The 22,800-nt window shown below is 45.1% G+C and carries 21 protein-coding genes; 15 read left to right on the top strand and 6 right to left on the bottom strand.

Annotated features, from left to right (window positions below):
- Positions 1-138 precede the first annotated feature (138 nt).
- The 3 genes from nfo (at position 139) to A9237_RS05885 (ending at position 2,801) form a co-directional block, all read left to right on the top strand.
- On the top strand, positions 139-1,026 hold the full coding sequence (nfo, locus tag A9237_RS05895) for a deoxyribonuclease IV (protein WP_054822992.1): 888 nt from the start codon (positions 139-141) through the stop codon (positions 1,024-1,026).
- 404 nt (positions 1,027-1,430) lie between these two features.
- On the top strand, positions 1,431-2,111 hold the full coding sequence (gene ung, locus A9237_RS05890) for a uracil-DNA glycosylase (RefSeq protein WP_039842359.1): 681 nt from the start codon (positions 1,431-1,433) through the stop codon (positions 2,109-2,111).
- Between the two features lie 138 nt (positions 2,112-2,249).
- The gene (locus A9237_RS05885; RefSeq protein WP_041057741.1) at positions 2,250-2,801 is read left to right on the top strand and encodes a hemerythrin domain-containing protein; all 552 of its coding nucleotides are present in this window, start codon (positions 2,250-2,252) and stop codon (positions 2,799-2,801) included.
- A gap of 229 nt (positions 2,802-3,030) precedes the next feature.
- Here A9237_RS05885 and A9237_RS05880 read toward each other — a convergent pair whose 3' ends face one another.
- Complete coding sequence (locus tag A9237_RS05880; protein ID WP_009707706.1) at positions 3,031-3,216, bottom strand: DUF3545 family protein; 186 nt, start codon at positions 3,214-3,216, stop codon at positions 3,031-3,033.
- 722 nt (positions 3,217-3,938) lie between these two features.
- Here A9237_RS05880 and A9237_RS05875 point away from each other — a divergent pair.
- From A9237_RS05875 to A9237_RS05865, 3 genes are all read left to right on the top strand, one after another.
- Entirely contained in the window at positions 3,939-5,375 is a 1,437-nt protein-coding gene (locus A9237_RS05875; RefSeq protein WP_009707705.1) for an alanine/glycine:cation symporter family protein, read from the top strand.
- Positions 5,376-5,485: 110 nt separating this feature from the next.
- The gene (yaaA, locus tag A9237_RS05870) at positions 5,486-6,262 is read left to right on the top strand and encodes a peroxide stress protein YaaA (protein ID WP_009707704.1); all 777 of its coding nucleotides are present in this window, start codon (positions 5,486-5,488) and stop codon (positions 6,260-6,262) included.
- 203 nt (positions 6,263-6,465) lie between these two features.
- Entirely contained in the window at positions 6,466-7,101 is a 636-nt protein-coding gene (locus A9237_RS05865; RefSeq protein ID WP_078607833.1) for an alternative oxidase, read from the top strand.
- A 60-nt stretch (positions 7,102-7,161) separates the two neighbouring features.
- Here the strand turns inward: A9237_RS05865 and srmB are convergent, their stop codons facing one another.
- Both srmB and A9237_RS05855 read right to left on the bottom strand, forming a co-directional pair.
- Positions 7,162-8,385, bottom strand: coding sequence for an ATP-dependent RNA helicase SrmB (srmB, locus tag A9237_RS05860; protein WP_005434916.1), 1,224 nt, complete (start codon positions 8,383-8,385; stop codon positions 7,162-7,164).
- Between the two features lie 107 nt (positions 8,386-8,492).
- Positions 8,493-9,212: a tRNA1(Val) (adenine(37)-N6)-methyltransferase gene (locus A9237_RS05855; RefSeq protein WP_078607832.1), complete on the bottom strand. Its 720-nt coding sequence runs from the start codon at positions 9,210-9,212 to the stop codon at positions 8,493-8,495.
- Between the two features lie 328 nt (positions 9,213-9,540).
- Here A9237_RS05855 and brnQ point away from each other — a divergent pair, with 328 nt between their 5' ends.
- A complete protein-coding gene (gene brnQ, locus A9237_RS05850) occupies positions 9,541-10,854 on the top strand; it encodes a branched-chain amino acid transport system II carrier protein (protein WP_078608705.1) in 1,314 nt (437 codons plus the stop codon).
- 85 nt (positions 10,855-10,939) lie between these two features.
- Here brnQ and fldB read toward each other — a convergent pair whose 3' ends face one another.
- Positions 10,940-11,458, bottom strand: coding sequence for a flavodoxin FldB (gene fldB, locus A9237_RS05845; RefSeq protein WP_033004989.1), 519 nt, complete (start codon positions 11,456-11,458; stop codon positions 10,940-10,942).
- Between the two features lie 158 nt (positions 11,459-11,616).
- Here fldB and xerD point away from each other — a divergent pair, with 158 nt between their 5' ends.
- From xerD to A9237_RS05810, 7 genes are all read left to right on the top strand, one after another.
- Entirely contained in the window at positions 11,617-12,534 is a 918-nt protein-coding gene (gene xerD / locus A9237_RS05840; protein ID WP_078607831.1) for a site-specific tyrosine recombinase XerD, read from the top strand.
- A gap of 61 nt (positions 12,535-12,595) precedes the next feature.
- Positions 12,596-13,384 carry a bifunctional protein-disulfide isomerase/oxidoreductase DsbC gene (dsbC, locus tag A9237_RS05835; protein WP_009707701.1) on the top strand — a complete coding sequence of 263 codons (789 nt, stop codon included), beginning with the start codon at positions 12,596-12,598 and terminating at the stop codon, positions 13,382-13,384.
- A gap of 46 nt (positions 13,385-13,430) precedes the next feature.
- Entirely contained in the window at positions 13,431-15,170 is a 1,740-nt protein-coding gene (gene recJ, locus A9237_RS05830; protein ID WP_078607830.1) for a single-stranded-DNA-specific exonuclease RecJ, read from the top strand.
- A 173-nt stretch (positions 15,171-15,343) separates the two neighbouring features.
- Positions 15,344-16,442, top strand: a protein-coding gene (prfB, locus tag A9237_RS05825; RefSeq protein WP_096030938.1) for a peptide chain release factor 2 whose coding sequence is annotated in 2 segments (ribosomal slippage) — positions 15,344-15,418 and positions 15,420-16,442 — 1,098 coding nt in all. Because the reading frame shifts where the segments join, the coding sequence is not laid out codon by codon here.
- Between the two features lie 35 nt (positions 16,443-16,477).
- Positions 16,478-18,010 (top strand): lysine--tRNA ligase, encoded by a 1,533-nt coding sequence (lysS, locus tag A9237_RS05820; protein ID WP_005434906.1) that lies wholly within the window; start codon positions 16,478-16,480, stop codon positions 18,008-18,010.
- A gap of 246 nt (positions 18,011-18,256) precedes the next feature.
- A complete protein-coding gene (gene vpsR / locus A9237_RS05815) occupies positions 18,257-19,591 on the top strand; it encodes a cyclic-di-GMP-binding transcriptional regulator VpsR (RefSeq protein ID WP_005434905.1) in 1,335 nt (444 codons plus the stop codon).
- 504 nt (positions 19,592-20,095) lie between these two features.
- Positions 20,096-20,347: a hypothetical protein gene (locus tag A9237_RS05810; protein WP_005434903.1), complete on the top strand. Its 252-nt coding sequence runs from the start codon at positions 20,096-20,098 to the stop codon at positions 20,345-20,347.
- Between the two features lie 124 nt (positions 20,348-20,471).
- Here the strand turns inward: A9237_RS05810 and A9237_RS05805 are convergent, their stop codons facing one another.
- Positions 20,472-21,506 carry an NADP(H)-dependent aldo-keto reductase gene (locus tag A9237_RS05805; RefSeq protein WP_009707698.1) on the bottom strand — a complete coding sequence of 345 codons (1,035 nt, stop codon included), beginning with the start codon at positions 21,504-21,506 and terminating at the stop codon, positions 20,472-20,474.
- Positions 21,507-21,660: 154 nt separating this feature from the next.
- Here A9237_RS05805 and A9237_RS05800 point away from each other — a divergent pair, with 154 nt between their 5' ends.
- Positions 21,661-21,972: a DUF6482 family protein gene (locus A9237_RS05800; protein ID WP_005434899.1), complete on the top strand. Its 312-nt coding sequence runs from the start codon at positions 21,661-21,663 to the stop codon at positions 21,970-21,972.
- Here A9237_RS05800 and mutH read toward each other — a convergent pair whose 3' ends face one another.
- Entirely contained in the window at positions 21,973-22,653 is a 681-nt protein-coding gene (gene mutH / locus A9237_RS05795; protein ID WP_020196724.1) for a DNA mismatch repair endonuclease MutH, read from the bottom strand. It abuts the gene before it with no gap.
- Between the last annotated feature and the right edge of the window lie 147 nt (positions 22,654-22,800).

Below are 22,800 nucleotides of genomic sequence, written 5' to 3'. Positions count from 1 at the left end.
TACAATTTATTTGATAATATAAAAAATATTTAAAAGTTAATTTTGTTGTAAATTTACTACAAAATGAGCTCAAAACTTAACCTTGTTTACGCAACTGCCTGTATTTAGGTAGTCATACTGAAAGTCTAAAGTGATTAAATGACAAACATGAAAAACAAGTTTGGAAACAAATTTATTGGTGCTCACGTATCTGCGGCTGGAGGGGTTGATCAAGCGCCTCTTCGTGCTCGTGAAATTGGTGCGAATGCGTTTGCTCTGTTTACTAAGAACCAACGTCAATGGGTTGCAAAACCACTCGAAGAAAAAACCATTAGTGCGTTCAAAGCAAACTGCAAAATGCTTGGTTTCGGCGCCGAACACATTCTTCCCCATGACTCTTATCTGATTAACTTGGGCGCTCCAGAAGAAGAAAAGCTGAATAAATCCCGCGCGGCATTTATTGATGAGATGGAGCGTTGTAACCAATTAGGTTTAACCTTGCTCAACTTCCACCCTGGTAGCCACTTAAAGAAAGTGTCGGAACAAGAGTGTTTGGCGACGATCGCCGAGTCGATCAACCTCGCGCACAAAGCAGTGCCGAATGTGATCGCTGTGATTGAGAATACGGCAGGTCAAGGCACTAACTTAGGTTGGAAGTTTGAGCATTTGGCTGAAATCATCGAGCAAGTAGAAGATAAAGAACGTGTTGGTGTGTGTCTCGATACTTGCCACACGTTTACCGCAGGTTACGATCTGCGTACTAAAGAGGATTGCGAGCATACCTTTGCTGAGTTCGACCGTATCGTAGGCATGCACTATTTAAGAGCAATGCATCTAAATGATTCAAAAGTCGAGTTCGCTAGCAAGGTTGACCGTCACCACTCATTAGGCAAAGGCGAGATCGGCTGGAGCTGTTTTGAGTACATCGCTAAAGATCCACGTTTTGATGGTATCCCTCTGATTTTAGAAACAATTGACCCAGATATTTGGCAGCAAGAAATCAACACCTTACGCCAATTCCACATGGAAGAAATGGTTAATTCCTAACGGGATGGCAAAGTTGGCATCCTTCTTTCTTAGCTAAGTACATTGAGCGGTTATGCGCTTGTTTTAAACGCCTGAACTCAACGTTGTAATTAGGCGAAGCTAGTTAGGAGGATGACAATATGTCTCGACCAGTTTCTTTTATCCCAGCGACACACTCTCGACGAGTATTACGTTTACCTACTCCAAACCGCCATATATCAGGACAAGGACACTTTCGAACGCCGCAGCGTAATTAGCGTCATCATTATTAGTATTGGTTACTTTGGTTTTAGCCAAACCAGCAAGGTCAATGCGGATTGTCTGTTCATCAGTTTTTGAGAAGCCGTCTCAAGCTGGTGGTAAGTTTTTGTTTGTTTGAGTTTCGCTCGTTAGAATAGAGGGAAATATTAGGACAGGAACTTTCCATGAATCAGTTACCCACGTGGCACGATGTGATCGGCGAAGAGAAAGAGCAGAGCTACTTTGTCGATACTTTGAATTTTGTTGAAGCAGAACGAGCGACAGGCAAAGCCATTTATCCGCCAGCGAAAGACGTATTTAATGCGTTTCGTTTTACCGAGTTCAAAGACGTTAAAGTAGTGATTCTGGGGCAAGACCCTTACCACGGTCCTAATCAAGCGCATGGTTTGTGTTTCTCTGTGCTGCCTGGCATTAAAACGCCACCATCTTTGGTGAATATGTACAAAGAACTGGCGCAGGATATTGAGGGTTTCCAAATTCCTCAACATGGCTTTCTACAAAGCTGGGCTGAACAAGGGGTGTTGCTACTCAATACCGTATTAACAGTAGAGCAGGGCAAAGCACACTCACATTCGAAAACCGGTTGGGAAACCTTTACTGACCGCGTTATTGAAGCCATTAACCAGCATCAAGAAGGTGTGGTGTTCCTGCTGTGGGGCTCACATGCGCAGAAGAAAGGTCGTTTTATCGATCGCAATAAACACCATGTCTTGGCAGCGCCGCATCCATCGCCGTTATCGGCGCATCGTGGATTCTTTGGTAGTAAGCCATTCTCGCAAGCGAACCAGATTCTGCTTCAGCAAGGTAAAGAAGCCATCAATTGGCATTTACCTATGACGGTGTAAAATTTCCTTCTTATATATATAGAAATAAATCAGTACAGCGATCGTGGGAAGACGATCGCTGTTTTTTTGAACACCGTCGAGTCAGGTATTGGGTTTCTCATATACACTTATAAAAAGTAGGTGTTAAGGAGAGACGCTATGATGATCGAAAGAATTCGACGCGAACACGGCTATATGGTCCGTCTGCTGGCGATATTGCGCCACAAATTAAATGAGATTAAACAAGAACGCGCCATCAACTATGCGTTGGTGAGTGAGATCGTGGATTACCTCTCTAACCATTCTGAAAAAATTCACCACCCTAAAGAAGATATCCTCTATCACTATTTCCTCGAACACTATGGTCAGCAAAAGACCATGGAAGACTTGGAGTTAGAACACCAAGTGCTGGCGAGCAAAACCAAAGAGTTCTCACTGTTGATAGAGATGATCTTGCAGGATGCGGTTGTCCCTCAAGAAATGTTCATAAACCAGCTAGAAGACTTTATTGTGACGCAAAAACGCCACCTTGAGTTGGAAGAGCGCCAGGTTTTACCTTTGATTGAAGAGTTATTTACTTCCCAAGATTGGCAATACGTTGAAAGCTTGTGGCATGAGAATGAAGATGACCCAGTCTTTGGTAACACCATCGCGGATCGATATAAACAACTTGCCGCTCGAGTGCATCAAAACGATGTTGAGTTCGTCTAAACCAGAAAAATGGCAAAGTAAACGATTGCGTTTGTGTGGTTTATTTTGCCGCTTTCTTATTTGGTGAGAATTGTTTGGAAATTACTTCGTTACAAATATGAGTGAAAACAGAGGGAAATTCTCAATAGGTAAGAATGGGTGACATGCTTATGAAACTCGCATAAAAGTCACCCAATTTTGCTGTATCTATAAAAGACAAAAGGCACCATTGAGGTGCCTTTTGCGCAAATTATAGTTTGATGTCATCCAGAGTGATGTCGTGACAGACGTCCAGTTCACGCAGCTCCTTGAGCAAGTTGCGTCTATCGTTCATTTCTTCAATTTCTCGCCACTTACGCTTCACTGGTTTCGCGCGAGATTTGCTTGTTGAGGTAGTATCCAGACCAAACAGGTCGTCGAGTTGAAAGCCTTCCATAAGCCACCTTTACCTTTTTCTATCTAAACTGTTGTAACCAGTCCTTGTGGAGCTTTTTTAGTACCACAATAGGCGTGAGGATAACCATGATATATTTCGCATTTGTGTCGGTAACATGACATTTTCGTGCAAAAATACTTACAGAATCACATTTTGCATGCGTTGAAAATGCACAAAAAATAAGCGAACGATCTCACGAAAACGATTAAATGAAGAGATTTGGTATGTTAATTCGAACGGCTTATTTTACTCAATTTTTGAATACTAAGGTTGCATAGCATCGCTTTGATGAAAATGTATCCAATGGTAACAAACCAACACAGGAAATTTTTATCAGATACCTTGTGATTACTAGCCTCATCAAAAATAAATGGTATGTCATTTTGTTAACGGTGTTGGTGCTTTTTATGTTAAGTTTTGATAAACAAGATGTTGCTGTTTGTGAGCGTTAAGTTTTCCTTTTATGTTAACTTTTGGTGACTTTATAGTGAAAAATAACAAGGTTATTTTACTGGTTGCATATTGATTTTTGCTTGTTGAGGCTGCATTATCCGCCCGTCAAAAAATACGCTGGTACGTAAAATGGATGCATGAAGCGACGTTTACGATTCTAGATTGCGCAATAAACATTATTCAAAAAGCTAAGCAGACTTTGACACTTAGCATGCAATCTGGTGGATGGCTCGGAAGCAAAGACCGGCGCAACTCACTTTGAGGTACACATGACAGACTTAATCAATTTGATGAACGACCTCCTTTGGGGCTCGATTCTTGTTTATCTTCTTGTTGGTGTAGGAATCTACTTCACCGTTCGATTGGGATTCATTCAATTCCGCCATTTTGGCCACATGTTCTCTGTTCTAAAGAACAGTCGTAAAGCAGACAAAGCTGGTATCTCTTCTTTCCAAGCGCTTTGTACTAGTCTTGCTGCACGTGTTGGTACGGGTAATATGGCGGGTGTTGCAGTTGCACTGACTGCGGGTGGCCCTGGTGCAATCTTCTGGATGTGGTTGATTGCGATGCTTGGTATGGCGACGTCGTTTGCAGAAAGCACACTGGCGCAGCTATACAAAACCAAAGATGATGATGGCAACTACCGCGGTGGTCCTGCTTACTACATGGAAAAAGGCTTGGGCATGCGCTGGATGGGCGTGTTGTTCTCGATTTTCCTAATCATCGCTTTTGGTTTGGTATTTAACGCCGTTCAAGCAAACTCTATCGCGAATGCAATGAGCAACGCATTTGGTTGGGATGACCTTTACGTAGGTATCGCAGTTGTTGCTTTGTCCGCTGTCGTAATCTTTGGTGGTATTAAGCGTATCGCGAAAGTTGCTGAGTTGGTTGTTCCTGTAATGGCTCTGGCTTACCTCGTTCTTGCGATGTTCGTGATGCTTTCTAACTTAGAGAAACTACCAGACGTTCTAATGCTTATCTTCAAGAGCGCATTCGGCCTGCAAGAAGCAGCTGCTGGTGGTCTTGGCTATGCCATCGCACAAGCGATGATCAACGGCATCAAACGTGGTCTATTCTCGAATGAAGCGGGTATGGGTTCTGCGCCAAACGCGGCAGCATCAGCAACGCCTTACCCACCACACCCTGCATCTCAAGGTTATGTACAGATGCTAGGCGTGTTCATGGATACGATCGTTATCTGTTCGGCGACAGTTGCTATCATCCTGATGTCAGGTGAGTACGTAGGTCAAGCAACAGAAGTGACGGGTATTGAGCTAACTCAGCGTGCATTGAGCTCGCAAGTGGGTGATTGGGGCGGCATCTTTGTTGCGGTTGCGATCTTCTTCTTCGCATTCACCTCAATCATTGCTAACTACTCGTACGCTGAAACAAACCTAATCTTCCTAGAGCACAACCACAAAGCGGGTCTAGGAATCTTCCGTATCGTTGTACTAGGTATGGTGATGTTTGGTGCGCTAGCTTCTCTACCTGTGGTTTGGTCGCTTGCTGACGTCTCTATGGGGCTGATGGCGATTGTGAACTTGGTGGCGATCATCTTGCTATCTGGCATCGTGATTAAACTGGCGAAAGACTACAACCGTCAGTTAAGCGAAGGCAAAGTACCAACGTTTGATCCGAATGATTTCCCTGAGCTGAAATCTCAGCTAGAGGAAGGTATCTGGGATAACAACAAGAAAGATAGCTAATTGATGTCCAATCATCGTTGAAAGCTATCAACACGATTCAAAAAGCCATGCAGACAATGCATGGCTTTTTTTGTACCCTAATGGAAAACAAAATTAGGGAAGTTAAAGTCATGCTTATCGTCGTTTCTCCAGCTAAAACGCTTGATTACGAGTCTCCACTTGCAACCGAGAAGTTTACTCAACCAGACTTGGTTAGCTATTCAAAAGAGCTGATCGAGGTATGCCGTAAATTAACACCTGCCGATGTTTCATCATTGATGAAAGTGAGCGATAAAATCGCTGATTTGAACGTTGGTCGTTTCCAAGAGTGGAGTGAAACCTTCACTACCGATAATGCGCGCCAAGCGATTCTTGCGTTTAAAGGTGATGTGTACACTGGTCTTGAAGCGGAAACTCTTTCTGATGCCGATTTCGATTACGCGCAAGATCATCTACGAATGCTATCTGGCCTTTACGGTCTGCTTAAGCCGCTTGATTTGATGCAGCCATACCGTCTTGAAATGGGCACTAAGCTAGCAAACGACAAGGGCACTAACCTTTACCAGTTCTGGGGTAATGTCATTACCGATAAGCTGAATGAAGCGATTGCTGCGCAAGGCGACAACGTACTGATCAACCTAGCATCGAACGAATACTTCAAAGCGGTGAAGCCAAAGAACTTGGATGCACAAGTGATCACGCCAATCTTCAAAGATTGTAAGAATGGTCAATACAAGGTGATCAGCTTCTACGCGAAGAAAGCGCGCGGCATGATGGCTCGCTACATCATCGAAAACCGTATCGAAAGCGTTGCTGACCTCACTAAGTTTGATGTTGCGGGTTACTACTTCGTTGAAGAAGAGTCGACCCCAACTGATTTGGTGTTCAAACGAGAAGAGCAAAACTGATTTAAGTAAGTTAATCGCGAGTGGATGACTCAGCGAAGTAAAGTACGCCAAAAAGCCGGATAGTTATCCGGCTTTTTTTATGCCTGTTCGATCTGATCTTAATCGAAGTTCTTACATAAAAAGTTTATATATTAAAAAATAGTTGAGTAATAAAGTTTAAAGTTGTATTTTAAATACGACTTTAAAAATAAAGGAGTTCTCCTATGTCAGACTTCAAGCTCACACATAAAAAAGCCTCTAAGTTATCGGAGTACATTGCACTGCGTATTACCAAGTTGCTGAAATTCACTCTGAACATCTTTTATGGCAAGAAATACGCGAAGCGCGCTGTGATTCTCGAAACGATCGCTGCTGTGCCAGGTATGGTGGCTGGGATGTTCAATCACCTTAAAGCGTTGCGTCGAATGAAAGACGATGAAGGTTGGATCCGAGAACTCCTCGATGAGGCCGAAAACGAGCGCATGCACCTAATGATTTTCCTCGATATTGCCAAGCCAAGTTTGGTCGAGCGTTTGTTGGTGTTGCTGGGACAAGGTGTTTTCATTGTTGTGTACAGCTTCATCTATCTGCTGTCTTCTAAAATCGCTCACCGTGTTGTTGGTTACTTCGAAGAAGAAGCGTGTAATAGCTACACTGAGTACCTAGAGAAAATTGATAGCGGGGAAGTGGAGAACGTACCAGCCCCGACTCTGGCGATTGATTACTACAAGCTGCCAACTGATGCGGTGCTAAGAGATGTGATTTTGCGTATTCGAGAGGATGAAGCGGGGCACCGTGACCGTAACCATGGCTTTGCTGATGCTTATGAAGACAAAACTCTTCCTGCCCACCAACTATAGATGAAAAACAAAAAGAGCCGCGATTGCGGCTCTTTTAGATTTGGAATCAATCAGACGTGATTACTTCTTCTTAGCGGTTTTCTTTTTCGCTACTTTCTTCTTGTCGTCTTTTTTCTTTTTCTTCTTAAACACTGGTTTTTTGTGTTTAGGGCGCATTTCTTTCACGAAACGCTCTTTGATGTCTTCTTTTACGTAACGTGCAACGCGATCCATCATTGGTTGGTCGTGCGCTTCTACGATTGAGATAGCATTACCTTTCTTACCTGCACGAGCCGTACGGCCGATACGGTGAAGGTACACGTCTGCCGTACGTGGCATGTCGTAGTTGATTACGTGTGATACGTCTGGAAGGTCGATACCACGTGCAGCTACGTCAGTCGCTAGTAGCACGTTTACAGTGCCTTCACGGAAACGAGCAATGGCGTTGTTACGGCGATCTTGAGGCATTTCACCTTGAATCCAAGAACATGGAATCTGTGCGCTTTCTAGTTGAGCACGAAGCTCTGCTAAACGCTCACGAGTTTTCAAGAACACGATAGTGCGTTCTGCTTGCTCTGTGATGATGTGTTTTAGCAGGGCAAGTTTATGCTCAGCGTCATCAGCACGGTGGTACCACTGTGCAATCTTTTTACGTTCACGCAGTGGTGATTTTGCGTCGATCTCTGCTGGTTCGTTCAGTAGGTCTGCTGTGAAACCTTCTACGCCTTTGCCTTCTAGTGTTGCAGAAAACAGAAGGGTTTGTTTACGCCAGCGACATTCGTTAGACAGACGGTCAACCGTTGGCGCAAAGCCCATGTCTAGCATGCGGTCTGCTTCATCAAGGATTAACCATTCAATCGCACGACAGTCAAAACGCTCTGCGTCAATGTATTCGCGTAGACGGCCTGGTGTTGCTACCACGATATCTTGTGTGGTTGCTAGGATGTCTGCGTGCTCTTGGTATTGAACGCCACCAGTGATGGTGAAGATGTTTAGCTTGGTGTTTTTCGCCAGAGCGCGAGCTTGATCCGCTACCTGCATCGCAAGTTCACGAGTTGGCGTTAGGATCAGAATACGTGCAGGCCCAGGTTTACGACGTGGGAAATCTTGCAGGTATTGCAGTGCTGGCAGGACGAACGCTGCCGTTTTACCAGTACCAGTTGGTGCTGACGCTAGAATGTCACGACCATCTAACGCTTGTGGAATCGCTTCTGCCTGAATTTTAGTTGGGCGTTCGTAGCCCATCTCTTCGATGGCTTCTAGTAGGTTTTGGTCTAGATCAAGTTCAGCAAAGGTTCTGATCACAATGAGTTCTCCACAAGCAAAGCTTGGTTAATGGTTCGCCACAGCAGCATAGAATATAAAAAGGTCGCACATTATAAAGTGATTGGTGACAAGGATCACATGTTATTTCACATCTTAAGATAAAACTCGCGAGTTAGCTGAGTAAAGTCGTCGCTATAACCCTCGCTTGAATGGATGATCAAATGCGTTTCCTGAGTATCACAAGCTTGTTTGGCTAATTCAAACAGTAAACGGTGCACGGGCTTTTTCTGTGATGGTTGCACGCGACAGATACGCGATAAGTGCCACCCTTGTTGTTGCGCCATGGCAATAAATTGTTCGCCCTCGGTAATTGGCAGAACAAAACTGGCGTTACCATCTTGTTCAAGTAGCTCATAACAACATTTGAGTAATGCGGCGTGTTGCAAGGTATCAGTGTGTCTTGCCGTTGCTCGTTGGCTTTGTTTCGATTGCTCGCCACTGTTGAAGTAGGGCGGGTTGCAGATGATGTGTTCAAAGCGTTGCTCTGATTCAAACTGCAATACATCGGTGTGGCGAACGCAGAGTCTGTCTGACCACGGAGATTGGGTGAAGTTTTTCTGTGCCGCTTCGATCGCCGAGATTTCAATATCAAGGGCAGTGATCTGTGCGTTAGGAAACCGCTGAGCGCACATTAATGCCAGCAACCCAGTGCCAGTGCCAATGTCCAAAATTTTACTCTGTGGTGAGCAATTTGCCCAAGCGCCGAGCATCACGCCATCGGTACTGACGGGCATGCCGCTCTCACCACCGTGAATGGAAAATTGCTTGAACTTGAAGCCCTTAGTCTGAAATCTTTCGCTCTTCATGATTGTTTTATATTTACTCAATAATGGAGATAAATGCTCTATTGTTTCTTAATTGTATAGATTGTTATCTTGTTGGTTATTAAATTGTATTCTCAATTGATCGAGACAAAGAACTAGTCATAAAACTCAAGGTAGTGATTTCCACTGCTTTTAAGTTGGTGAACTAAATTAATATGGTGTTTTTTTCTTAAAGGTTGCCAAATGATGGTTACTTCGTCATTATGCGGCGGAAATTTATAGATTGAACCACAGGTACTCATTAACTTTGGGTATACAAAAAGTGGTCGATGCATACACAACATTCATCAATTCAGAAAAAGGGTTATCTGTGAAGCAGACGTTAAAACTAACAGATATTATCGCAGTAGGCTTTATGCTATTTGCGTTCTTTTTGGGTGCCGGCAACATCATTTTTCCACCACTAGCGGGTCAGCTAGCGGGTGATCATCTGATGCCAGCAATGTTCGGTTTCTTGCTAACAGCGGTAGGTCTACCTCTTATTACTATTGTTGCTATTGCTGTAGCGGGCGGATCTTGGGATCACTTGACTCAAGATCTTCCTAAGAAAGCAGCGGTTCTGATGGCGGCGTTGATCTTCATCATCATCGGTCCTGCATTTGCTGCGCCTCGTACTGGCCTTGTGGCTTACGAGATGGCAGTGAAACCATTCTTCCTAGATGCTTCTCAAGCGCATCTGACGTCATTCTCAATCTTGTTCTTCGCGGTAGCAATGACTTTCGCTTGGTTCCAAGGTCGTTTGATTGACTTGATTGGTAAAGTGCTAACGCCTGTGCTTTTCCTTGGCCTTATCGTTCTAGCAATTGCGGTATTCGTTGACCCGCAAGGCGAGATGATGGGTGCGCACGGTGAGTACCTAACTCAGCCGCTGACCAAAGGCTTCCTTGAAGGCTACAACACCATGGATACGTTCGCATCGTTGATGTTCGGTATGCTAATGGTAGACGCACTTCGTAGCAAAGGCATCACTGAGCGTGCAGCAACGACAAAATACCTAATCTGCGCAGGTTGTATTGCAGCTGCAGGTCTTGCGTTCGTTTACATCTCATTGTTCTACCTAGGTGCGACGAGTGCAACTATCGCAGCAGGTGCAGACAACGGTGGTGCAGTACTAAGCCAGTACGTTCAAGCGCTATTTGGCCCTTACGGTCAGATTGTACTTTCAATCATCGTATTGCTTGCATGTTTGACTACGGCTATCGGCCTTATCTCTGCATGTTCAGATTTCTTCAGCTCTAAGACGAAACTGACATACAAGCAGTGGGTTATCATCAACGGTGCCGCTTGTGCACTGATTGCAAACGTAGGTCTGTCTCAGCTAATTTCACTATCAGTTCCTGTACTGTTTGCGTTGTACCCAGTTGCAGTAGCCTTGGTTGCGCTAACATTCGTACGCAGCAAGCTACCAAACCCGCGTGTAGCGTACCGCGCTGTATTGCTAGTATCACTGCTGTTTGCATTGATTGATGCAGCGAAAGTAGCAGGTCTCGACGTTTCAGCATTTAACATGCTGCCACTGTTCGAAGTGGGCATGGGTTGGGTTCTACCAACGTTTGCAGCGATTGTTTGCATGTTCTTTGTTGCTAAATCTTCTCAACCTGATTTGACAGAAGAAGCGGCATAATTGCTGACTCGCAAGATTAAAAAAGCCCGGTGAAGCGATTCACCGGGCTTTTTGTTTGTCTGTCGTTCAGTAAGTTGATACCGACTTATAGCGTGTCGTGAAACTCAACCAACACTTGCTCACACCATTTCTCGATGCGTTCGTCACTCAGTTCGTATTGGGAATCTTCATCCAGCGCTAAGCCGACAAATTGGCTGCCATCTTCTGTTAGTGCTTTCGATGCTTCGAACTCATAACCTTCATTTGGCCAGTAACCGATAAACTGCGCGCCCGTTGCTTTTAGCTCGTCATGCAGTAGGCCCATCGCATCAAGGTACCATTCGCCGTAGCCTTCTTGGTCACCTAAGCCAAACAGGGCTACCACTTTGCCTTTTAGTGGCGTGGTTGCAATGTTTTCCCAAATGGCACTCCAGTCTTCTTGGATTTCACCGAAGTCCCAAGTCGAGATACCAATCAGCAGTAAATCGTAGTCTGCCATCAGTGACAGCGGTGTCTCTTTCACGTTGTGAATGTCGACAAGGTCTTCACCAATGATATTGCGAATTTTCTCTGCTGCCATTTCTGTGTAGCAGGTTGTTGAGCCGTAAAAGAGTCCGATTTTCATTATATTCGTCGTTTTTTGTGTTGCTGTTGTGGCAGATTCTAACCATAAAACGGGGAAGATTGCAGCGAATATCCCGAGGGAGATGATTTTTTTATGGTATTGGTTGGGCACTTGCCTTACTCTCAATACTGTAAATATAAACAGATAAGGAAGCGTTCATGACGGCACAACAGCCTGTCAATCAACAAGATTTTGGTCTTGTTGAGCAATTCTTAGATGCGATGTGGATGGAGCGTGGTCTATCGGAGAACACGTTGGCTTCCTACCGAAATGATTTAATGAAACTGCTCACGTGGATGGAGCAACACAGCTACCGACTTGATTTCATCAGCCTGTCTGGCTTGCAAGAGTACCAAAGCTACCTAGTCGATTTAGATTACAAGCAGACATCCCGAGCGCGTATGCTGTCGGCGATTCGCCGTTTGTTCCAATACATTCACCGCGAAAAAGTACGCGCGGATGATCCGAGTGCATTGCTGGTAAGCCCAAAGTTGCCACAGCGCCTACCTAAAGACATCAGTGAAGAACAAGTGGACGCACTGCTCGATGCACCAGACCCAAATGACCCGGTCGAACTGCGTGATAAAGCCATGTTAGAGCTGCTTTATGCTACGGGTTTGCGTGTGACAGAGTTGGTCAGTCTGACAATGGAAAACGTCAGTTTACGCCAAGGGGTAGTGCGCGTGACCGGTAAAGGTGGTAAAGAACGCCTGGTTCCTATGGGAGAAAACGCGGTCGATTGGATTGAAACTTTTATCCAGCAAGGTCGGTCTGCTCTATTGGGAGAGACTACGTCGGATGTGGTATTCCCAAGCAAGCGTGCAAGACAAATGACTCGCCAAACCTTTTGGCACCGTATTAAGTACTACGCTGTGATTGCGGGTATTGATACTGACCAGTTGTCACCGCACGTATTGCGCCATGCTTTTGCAACGCACTTATTGAACTATGGCGCAGATCTCAGGGTCGTACAGATGCTGTTGGGGCATAGTGACTTATCGACCACGCAAATTTATACTCACGTGGCGACTGAGCGATTGAAACAGATCCACAGTCAACACCACCCAAGAGCATAATGATGGTTTGGTTCATCCATTATCTCATTGGATGAAAGGATTTTATTTTAAGGTGAATTTAATGAGCGTATTACGCCGACTAACTCTGCTGACTTTACCGTTTTTCGTTGCCGCTTGTGGTGCTGAAGAAAGTCAGGCAAAAACGGAAACTCCTGCACAACAAGTCGCGCCAGCGGCAAAACAGAACTTTGATGAAGCAGCGCTAAAAGCGAAGTTTTCTAAGTTGGGTGTGTCTATTCTTGATATCCAACCATCAGACGTTGCTGGTCTTTTAGAAATTCAAACTAATGGTGGTGTGCTGTTCGCATCAAACGATGGTAATCACTTTATTGCCGGTACACTTTACGCCATCGATGATAACGGCGGTTACAAAGATGTAATTGCTGAACGTCAAGCACCTTTGAATGCAGCAAAAATCGCGAAGTTCTCTGACAGCGTGATCGAATACAAAGCGGACAACGAGAAATACGTTGTGACGGTATTCACTGACATCACTTGTGGTTACTGTGTGCGCCTACACAGCCAAATGCAAGGTTACAATGACCTAGGTATTACGGTTCGTTACATGGCTTACCCTCGCCAAGGAGCAACAGGTCCGGTTGCTGAACAGATGGCGACAATTTGGTGTGCAGAAGATCCGAAATCAGCAATGCACAACGCAAAAGTAGATCGCACGTTTGATAATCCAGCGAAAGATCTTAAGCAGTGTAAAGAGACAATCCAAGCGCATTACAACCTAGGTCGTGAGCTTGGTATTTCTGGTACACCAGCGATCTTCCTACCAAACGGTGAGCTAGTAGGTGGTTACCTTCCACCGGCAGATCTGCTAAAACGTTTAGAGCAACAATAATCCTTTAAGGAGCAGAGCCAGTGATATTCGCTGGCTCTTTTCAAACATGATAGAAATTCAACGACGTCCCGAACCGGATCTTTCTCTTCTTCCCGATTCTATTCCTGCCATTCTTAAGCGTATTTACATCAACCGTGGTATTACGGATGTAGCACAGCTAGAGACCTCTGCGCGTGGCTTGCACTCTTACCAACAACTTGGCGGTATTGATAAAGCGGTCGAGCTCTTATTCCAAGCGATTGATAAGAAAAAACGCATTATTGTCGTAGGTGACTTTGACGCTGATGGCGCAACCAGCTCGGCTCTGTCTGTTCTCGCATTGCGTATGCTTGGCAGTAACAATGTCGATTACCTAGTGCCAAACCGTTTTGAAGATGGCTACGGCCTCAGTCCGGAAGTAGTAGATCAAGCGTTAGAGCTGGGTGCTGAGATGATCATGACGGTGGACAATGGTGTATCGTCAATTGAAGGTGTCCGCTACGCCAAAGAAAACGGCATTACTGTACTGGTGACTGACCACCACTTACCGGGGCAAGTGCTACCGGATGTGGATGCCATGGTGAACCCGAACCTCGACAGTTGTGCTTTCCCATCGAAAGCGTTGGCGGGGGTTGGCGTTGCTTTCTATCTGATGATGGCGCTGTGTGTGTACATGCGCAAACAGAATTGGTTCGAGCAGCAAGGCATGCAAGAGCCTAAATTGATGGAACTGATTGACCTTGTTGCACTTGGTACGGTCGCCGACGTTGTTCCACTTGATGAGAACAACCGCATTCTTGTACACCAAGGTTTGCAGCGCATCCGTGCAGGTAAAGCACGTCCGGGGATTCAAGCGTTGATTGAAGTGGCGAAGCGCGATGCTCGTCGTTTAGTTGCATCAGATTTTGGTTTTGCCTTAGGCCCGCGTATTAACGCCGCAGGTCGCCTTGATGACATGTCATTCGGTGTTGAACTGCTGATGTGTAACAACATCCATGCTGCTCGTCGCATGGCGAGTGAGTTAGACGGTTTGAACCAAACTCGCAAAGAGATTGAGGAAGGCATGAAGCAAGAAGCGATGGCTTTTTGTGAGCGTCTTCAGTTTGGTGAAAACAGTGAACTGCCTTACGGCTTAGCTTTATTCCAACGCGATTGGCACCAAGGTGTGATTGGTATTCTGGCTTCACGCATTAAAGAGAAGTTCCACCGTCCTGTTATTGCTTTTGCTGATGGTGGAGAAGGGACGATCAAAGGTTCTTGTCGTTCGATTCCTGGCTTACACATGCGTGATGCGTTGGACTTTATCGATACGCAAAACCCAGGTTTGATCATCAAATTTGGTGGTCACGCAATGGCGGCAGGTTTAACCATCAAAGAGCAAGACTTTGAGCGTTTCAGTCGTTTGTTTGATGACGTCGTGAAGAAAGAGTTGGATGAAGCAGCGCTAAAAGGCGTGATCATGTCCGATGGTGAGCTTAAGCCTGAAGAGTTTTCAATGCACGTTGCGGAGCAATTGCGCTCTGGTGGTCCTTTTGGTCAAGCGTTCCCAGAACCCATCTTTGATGGCGAATTTAAAGTGCTGCATCAAAAGCTCGTGGGTGAGAAGCATCTTAAGCTGATGCTAGAACCGCTTTACAAAGGTCATCCAACCAATGTGATGATTGATGGGATTGCGTTTAACGTTGATTTGCGTCGTTGGCCGGATGCATCGGTCAAAACAGTACGTCTCGCGTATAAGTTGGATGTGAATGAATTTCGTGGCAATCAATCATTACAGCTAATGATTGATCACATCGAAGCCAAGTAATACCGAGAAAATCACTTCTTATAGAGTACGGTCGCCTTTAAGTGGGGCAAAAATTTCATGACCGTGCTCTCTCTAATTGCAATCTGATTTCCCAGCCGAAATTTTCCTGTATCTCCGTCACATTTTTGAGTAGAATTTCTCGGTTAAATTCTATTCTAAAATGTTGAGCCAACATGTTTGAAATCAATCCAATTAAAAACCGTCTGCAGGACGTGTCTGAGCGCACGAATGTCCTGAGGGGGTATCTTTGACTATGACGCTAAGAAAGAGCGTCTAGAAGAAGTCAACGCAGAACTTGAACAGCCGGATGTATGGAACGAGCCAGAACGTGCACAAGCACTAGGCAAAGAGCGTGCATCACTAGAAGCGGTTGTTGAAACTATCGTTCAACTAGAACAAGGTGTAGAAGACGTTGATGGTCTTCTAGAGCTTGCGGTTGAAGAAGAAGATCAAGAAACGTTTGACGAAATCGAACCAGAACTTGCTGAGTTAGAACAGAAGCTAGAACAGCTTGAATTCCGTCGTATGTTCTCTGGTGACCACGACAGCTCTGATTGCTACATTGACTTGCAAGCAGGCTCAGGTGGTACCGAGGCACAAGACTGGACCAACATGATGCTACGTATGTACCTGCGTTGGGCTGAAGCAAAAGGCTTCAAGGCAGAGGTTATCGAAGTATCTGAAGGTGAAGTTGCCGGCCTTAAAGGCGCGACAGTTAAGATTTCTGGTGAGTACGCTTACGGTTGGCTACGTACAGAAACAGGCGTTCACCGCCTAGTACGTAAATCGCCATTCGATTCAGGCGGCCGTCGTCACACGTCATTTGCTTCTGCGTTTATCTACCCAGAGATTGATGAAAACATCGCTATCGACATTAACCCTTCTGACCTACGTATCGACGTTTACCGTGCGTCCGGTGCTGGTGGTCAGCACGTTAACACCACTGAATCTGCGGTACGTATTACGCACGTTCCAACGAATACAGTAGTGCAATGTCAGAACGACCGTTCTCAACATAAGAACAAAGATCAGGCAATGAAACAGCTTCGAGCGAAGCTATTTGAGCTTGAATTGCAAAAGCAAAACGCGGAAAAACAAGCTAATGAAGACGCTAAGTCTGACATTGGCTGGGGTAGCCAGATCCGTTCTTACGTATTGGATGACTCACGCATTAAAGACCTCCGTACGGGCGTTGAAAACCGCAATACTCAAGCGGTTCTTGATGGCGATCTGGACAAATTTATTGAAGCTAGCCTGAAATCAGGTCTATAAAGCTTTTCACCGACAAAAAACAGGATACATCGAAAATGACTGATGCTGTTCAAAACGAAACTGTACAAGAAGCCTCTGCACAAGAAGAGAACAAGCTAATTGCTGAACGCCGCGCTAAACTGGATGCAATCCGAAAGAGCTGCAAAGCGAACGGCCATCCAAACGACTTCCGTCGTGACGCACTAGCGGGCGACCTTCAGAAAGAGTTCGGTGAAAAGACGAAGGAAGAGCTAGAAGAGCTTAACCACGTAGTAGCAATCGCTGGCCGTATCATGGCTAAACGTGGTCCATTCTTGGTAATCCAAGAAACTTCTGGCCGTATCCAAGCTTACGCTGACAAAGCAGTACAAAAAGTACTGAAAGACCAATACCAAGGCCTAGATATCGGTGACATCATCGGTGTGAAAGGTGCACTTCACAAGTCTGGTAAAGGCGACCTATACGTGAACATGGAAGAGTACGAGTTGCTAACTAAAGCACTACGTCCACTTCCAGAGAAATTCCACGGTCTAACTGACCAAGAGATGCGTTACCGTCAACGTTACGTTGACCTAATCGTTAACGAAGATTCTCGTCAAGCGTTCGTAGTACGTTCTAAAGTAATGTCTGCAATCCGTAACTTCATGATCTCTAAACAGTTCATGGAAGTTGAAACGCCAATGATGCACGTTATCCCTGGCGGTGCGAGTGCGCGTCCATTCATCACGCACCACAACGCACTAGACATGCCAATGTACCTACGTATCGCGCCAGAGCTATACCTGAAGCGTCTAGTTGTTGGTGGTTTCGATCGCGTATTCGAAATCAACCGTAACTTCCGTAACGAAGGTCTTTCTCCACGTCACAACCCAGAATTCACAATGATGGAATTCTACATGGCGTACGCAGACTACAAAGATCTGATGGACCTAACTGAAGAACTACTAAGCTCTGTTGCTCTAGAAGTTCTAGGTTCAACGTCAATGCCTTACGGTGAAGACACGGTTGAGTTTGGTGGCACTTACACTCGTATGAGCATGTTCGAAGCAATCAAGCACTACAACCCAGACCACGCGCAAATCCAAGCGCTAACAGAAGAAGACATTCAAAACCGTGACCTAATGGTTTCTATCGCGAAATCTGTTCACGTTGAAGTAGAACCTTTCTGGACATGTGGTCAGCTTCTTGAAGAGATCTTTGGTGAAACAGCAGAACCTAAGCTAATGCAGCCAACGTTCATCACTGGCTACCCAGCAGATATCTCTCCACTGGCTCGTCGTAGCGATGACAACCCATTCTTCACAGACCGCTTTGAATTCTTCATCGGTGGCCGTGAAGTAGCGAACGGCTTCTCAGAGCTTAACGATGCAGAAGACCAAGATGCACGCTTTAAAGCACAGGTTGAAGCGAAAGAGTCTGGTGACGACGAAGCAATGTTCTACGATGCAGACTACATCACTGCTCTAGAGCACGGCCTACCGCCAACAGCAGGTCAAGGTATCGGTATCGACCGCCTAGTTATGCTGCTGACTAACACGCACACTATCCGTGACGTGATCCTATTCCCAGCGATGCGCCCACAAGCGTAATCTCCTCACTGAGTAATGAAAAAACCACCTTCGGGTGGTTTTTTTGTATCTTTAATTTGAACCAATTCAACTATTTGCATTTAAGTTTGGATAGGAAAGGTAAATAAGCATTCGCCAAATCTCAATCTGTTGCATAGTCTTAATATTGAGACAGACTTCGTAAGTCGTAGTCTCGATAATGTTACCCGTTCGCAAAGATGGGTTTGTGGAGCGAAATTTCTATCAACAATCAATAAGGGTTAGAGAATGGCTGGGCAGTTTAAGATGGATTCCATTCCGGGATCGCTAGTCGTAGTTGGCGGTACTTATGAACCTTGGTTATCAGTACTAGAACAAGTGGGATGGAAGTGTCACCAAGTGGGTGACTTACGTAAAGCCAACACATTGTTAGAAGATATTGGACCATGCATCGGTATAGTTGACCTCAGCCATGATGAGTTCAGCCTTAATGGTTTAGCAAATTTAGTGAGTTCTCATAAACACGTGCGCTGGTTAGCGTTCATCCGAGAATCTCAACTCGGAACTGATACCATCTGTCAGTTCATCGTGAACTTCTGTATCGACTTCTTTACTGCGCCAATCCCAGATGCGCAACTACTCAGCACCATTGGTCACCAATTGGGTATGCTGAAACTAGAGAAGAAAGTATGGCCGAGCTTTGGTAACAGCCTAGATATGGGGCTGATTGGCGAATCTATCCCAATGAAACGCCTGCGTGACCAAGTAAAGCGTATCGGTCCAACGGATGTGAGTATCCTTATCTATGGCGAGAGTGGCACAGGAAAAGAAGCTGTCGCTCGTGCAATTCACAAAGTGTCGTCACGTTCGCATAAGCCGTTCTTGTCAATCAACTGTCGTGCGCTTAATGAACAACGCTTCCAAGCGGAAGTGTTTGGTATTCAAGCCGATGAGGACATGGGCCAAAGCCTGCTTGAGCAAGCGGATGGCGGTACGGTTCTTTTCAATGACATCCTAACCATTTCAAAAGAACAGCAGATGAACCTGCTACGTTTCTTGCAAGAAGGCACAATTGAAACTCGTGATGGTGCGAAGAACGTTAATGTTCGTGTTCTTGCTGCTAACTCTTCAGACGTTGAAAAGGCGCTGATTGATGGTGACTTTAACGAAGAGCTTTACCATTACATCAATGTGCTGCGCATCAACGTACCGAGCCTAAAAGAAAGAGCAAGCGACATCGGCATGCTGGCACGTTTCTATCTTCAAGAGTTTTCAAAAGAGTACAACTCGCAAGCTAAGAGCTTTTCTGAAGACGCTTTGAAATCGCTGACTCGTTACTTCTGGCCAGGTAACGTACGAGAGTTGATGAACCAAGTGAAACGTGCGGTTTTGATGTCTGATAGCGTACTGATTGAAGAGCATCATTTAGATCTTCCTCAACGAAATGACTCGAAACGTAGCTTGAAGTCTATTCGTGAAAAGAGCGAAAGAGATGCGTTACTGGTGGTGTTAGAGTCGCACTCAGGTCAGGTCTCTAACGCAGCAAAAGAGCTCGGTGTATCACGTGCAACCATGTATCGACTGCTGAATAAACACAATTTGATTTCAGACCAAACGGTTTAATCGATAACAAGCTTAAGAGAAAGGGAGTGCTGATGCGCTCCTTTTTTGTACTCAACGACCTGATATTTATAAAACTCGATATTTTATATATTCCTTAGTTGAATATGTTATTCAAAAAACTATATGCAACCTAATTTTAGCCTATTGGTTTGTTTTTAATCGAAAGGATAAAAATTGTTTGATAAATATCCTCTGTTGCTTACAATTTAGCCGTAACTCAAAGAGTTATACCACATCAATCACGGATTAATTTTTAGCTAGGAGGCGCAAGATGAAACATTACGTTGCTAACACCACTGCTTGCGCTGATCGTATGTCTGATGCTCGCTCAACCTTTGATGCGACCAAACCAGATTTTACTGGCTCATTAGATTAAATTAATCCGTAACCTTTCTATTTTACTAGGCTGCGGAAAAGTAGCGGCTTAGTCTCAACAGAATCTCTCTGTTTAATTATCCCACTATTTTTCCCAGTCGATTATCTATCGCTATTTGGAGAAAAATTATGCGTCACTCTATCTATCTAAAACTGGCCACGGTGCTTTTGAAAGCCGATCTGAAACGTGAAGAAAAGCAATGGCAACGTATGGTTCGTCGTAGTTCTCATGATATTCCATGGACTAACGAGCACTTACTAAAAGACATTGGTCTGGATAAAGATGGCCGTTCAACACAAGCTAGCGTACCTGACGCGGTAAAAGTTGAACGTCGAGTTCGTCACCTTCGTCGTGTGTTAACTTCGCGAATACTGACGTAATCGAAAGCCCAAGTTGAAACTCCCACACACATTCGATTCAATTTGGGCTAAGAAAAAAGGCTGACCATCATGGTCAGCCTTTTTCGTTATTACGTTTGGTATTGTATTGTTTGCTCGGCGCTCACTATGGGCAAGGATTCGAGTAAGTCGTACCAATCGCTTGGATGTCATTAAGCAACTCTTCACTTAGATGAACATTGATGCTGTCGATATTGGACTTCAGCTGTTCTAGGTTAGTCGCACCAATGATGTTAGAGCCAACAAATGGACGCTGATTCACGAAGGCAAGCGCCATTTGCGAAGGGTCTAAACCGTGGTCACGAGCTAGGTTGACGTATGCTTCTGTCGCTTTAACGCCTTGTGGTGTGAAGTAGCGAGCAAAGCGTTCCCAAATCGTGCAACGCGCACCTTCTGGTTTTGCTCCGTTGAGGTATTTACCACTTAAGCAGCCAAATGCCAGCGGTGAGTATGCGAGTAGCTGAACGCCTTCGTAATGGCTAATTTCAGATAAGCCGACTTCGAAGCTGCGGTTTAATAAGTTATATGGGTTCTGAATGGAGACGATTCTCGGTAAATCATGTTTTTCTGCCAAACGTAGCAGTGACATCACGCCCCATGGCGTTTCGTTTGAAACACCGATGTAACGCACTTTACCTGCGTTGACTAACTCTGTGAGAGCTTCAAGGGTCTCGATCAGCGTGACCTCTTCTTGCTTATCTGGGTAAGGGTAGTTGAGCTGGCCAAAGCAGTTGGTCTGACGCTGCGGCCAATGCAATTGGTATAGATCGACATAATCGGTTTGCAGGCGTTTTAAGCTATCGTCGATCGCAGTGTGAATATGGCGACGGTTAAGGCTCATGTTTTCACGAATGTATGGGACGTTGCGCGGACCAGCGACTTTCGTTGCTAAAACCACTTTCTCGCGTTTACCGCTTTTCGCTAACCAATTGCCAATGTACTGCTCGGTGAGTCCTTGTGTTTCTGCTTTCGGTGGTACGGGATACATCTCGGCAGTATCGATGAAGTTCACCCCATGATCGAGGGCAAAGTCGAGCTGTTGAAAAGCTTCTTGTTCGGTATTTTGCTCACCAAACGTCATAGTGCCAAGGCAGATCTTACTGATCTCGAGTGATGAGTGCGGTAGTTTTGTATATTGCATTTCACATCCTTGAAGAGTTACCGACTGAATAAGTCATTCCAATATAGGGGATTTTTAGTTGCTGTCGCAAATGATTTAAGTTTCGCTTTGTAGTTAACTCGAAACTTATCAATACGGTAACTAGACTTAAAGGATCTTGTGAAGGAGGTGCATTATGCAGAAGCATCAACTCGACATGTGGTTGCATGGCCACCACAAAGACTCCTATAAAACTCCGAAGGTCTTTGTGATAGGTTGTTCTGATGTCTCTGACTATCTGTTAGCAGTGGAGTACAAACACCAACTAGAGCCAATCAAAGACGGCGAAGATCCGATTCATTTTGGATCGTTAGATTTGGTGAAAGAAGAGCTGCTGAGGTTGGGGATTGATAAAGCGTATTTGAGACTGCACAACGCATACGATGAGTTCGGTAGTGAGGGTACAGCCTCTTACTGCGATATTGAATTGTCACTCGTAACGCATTGATCACTCTGATTGAGCGTTGATGTAGTGCTTCAATAGTATCTGTTCGGTGAATTGTGTCCTGAGGTAGAAACCGCGGGGCAGGGTTTTTATCGGCTTGCCATTTGAACTGTAAGCTTCCGTCAGTGCTTTTGCGTTCGCGGCTTTAGGGCGCAGATGAAGCGCTTCTCCGTGTCTGGCGGAAATTTGATCAAACTTACCCAAAACGATCAATTCCATCAATTCTTCCCAGTCGTTTTTCAGAATTAACTCTTCTTCTTGATCCGGTGACCAAATCAAAGGGCTACCGACGCGGCGTTCAGCTAACGGAATCTCACGTTCTCCCTCCACTGGAACCCAAAGCACACGAGATAGCTTGTTACGCACGTGACTGGTTTCCCATGTTAAGCCTTGTACTCCTGTCAGTGGCGCAACAGAGACAAAGGTGGTTTCTAATGGTTTGCCAGAATAACTGATCGGAATGCTTTTTAGCTCGATCCCAAGCTTAGCGAAATCTTGTTGCGGTTTACTGCCAGCTGGCGCACCTAAGTGCCATTCCAGTAATTGCCCAACCCAGCCTTTATCGCGTTTTAAGTTTTCAGGAACAGTCATGCCTGCCTCTTCGGCAAGCTCTGTGAAGCTTAAGCCCGCAATGTCGTGCGCGCGTTCCATGAGTTCTGCTTCAGATTGTGGTTCTGGTTTCATAATGACAAGGTGGTGTTGGAAAACATCTAGTCTAACAAATTTGAATAAAATCCTCTGTCGAAGATTTCATCGAGCTGGATTAAGAATGATCAATCCATAACTTATCCACAGATTAGGAAGTGACCAATAGGATCTCTAGGTGGGCTG

This window comes from Vibrio owensii (assembly GCF_002021755.1).
Classification (GTDB): Bacteria; Pseudomonadota; Gammaproteobacteria; order Enterobacterales; family Vibrionaceae; genus Vibrio; species Vibrio owensii.
Note: the sequence above shows the minus strand (reverse complement) of the source record. Positions and strands in the feature narration are given on the sequence as shown.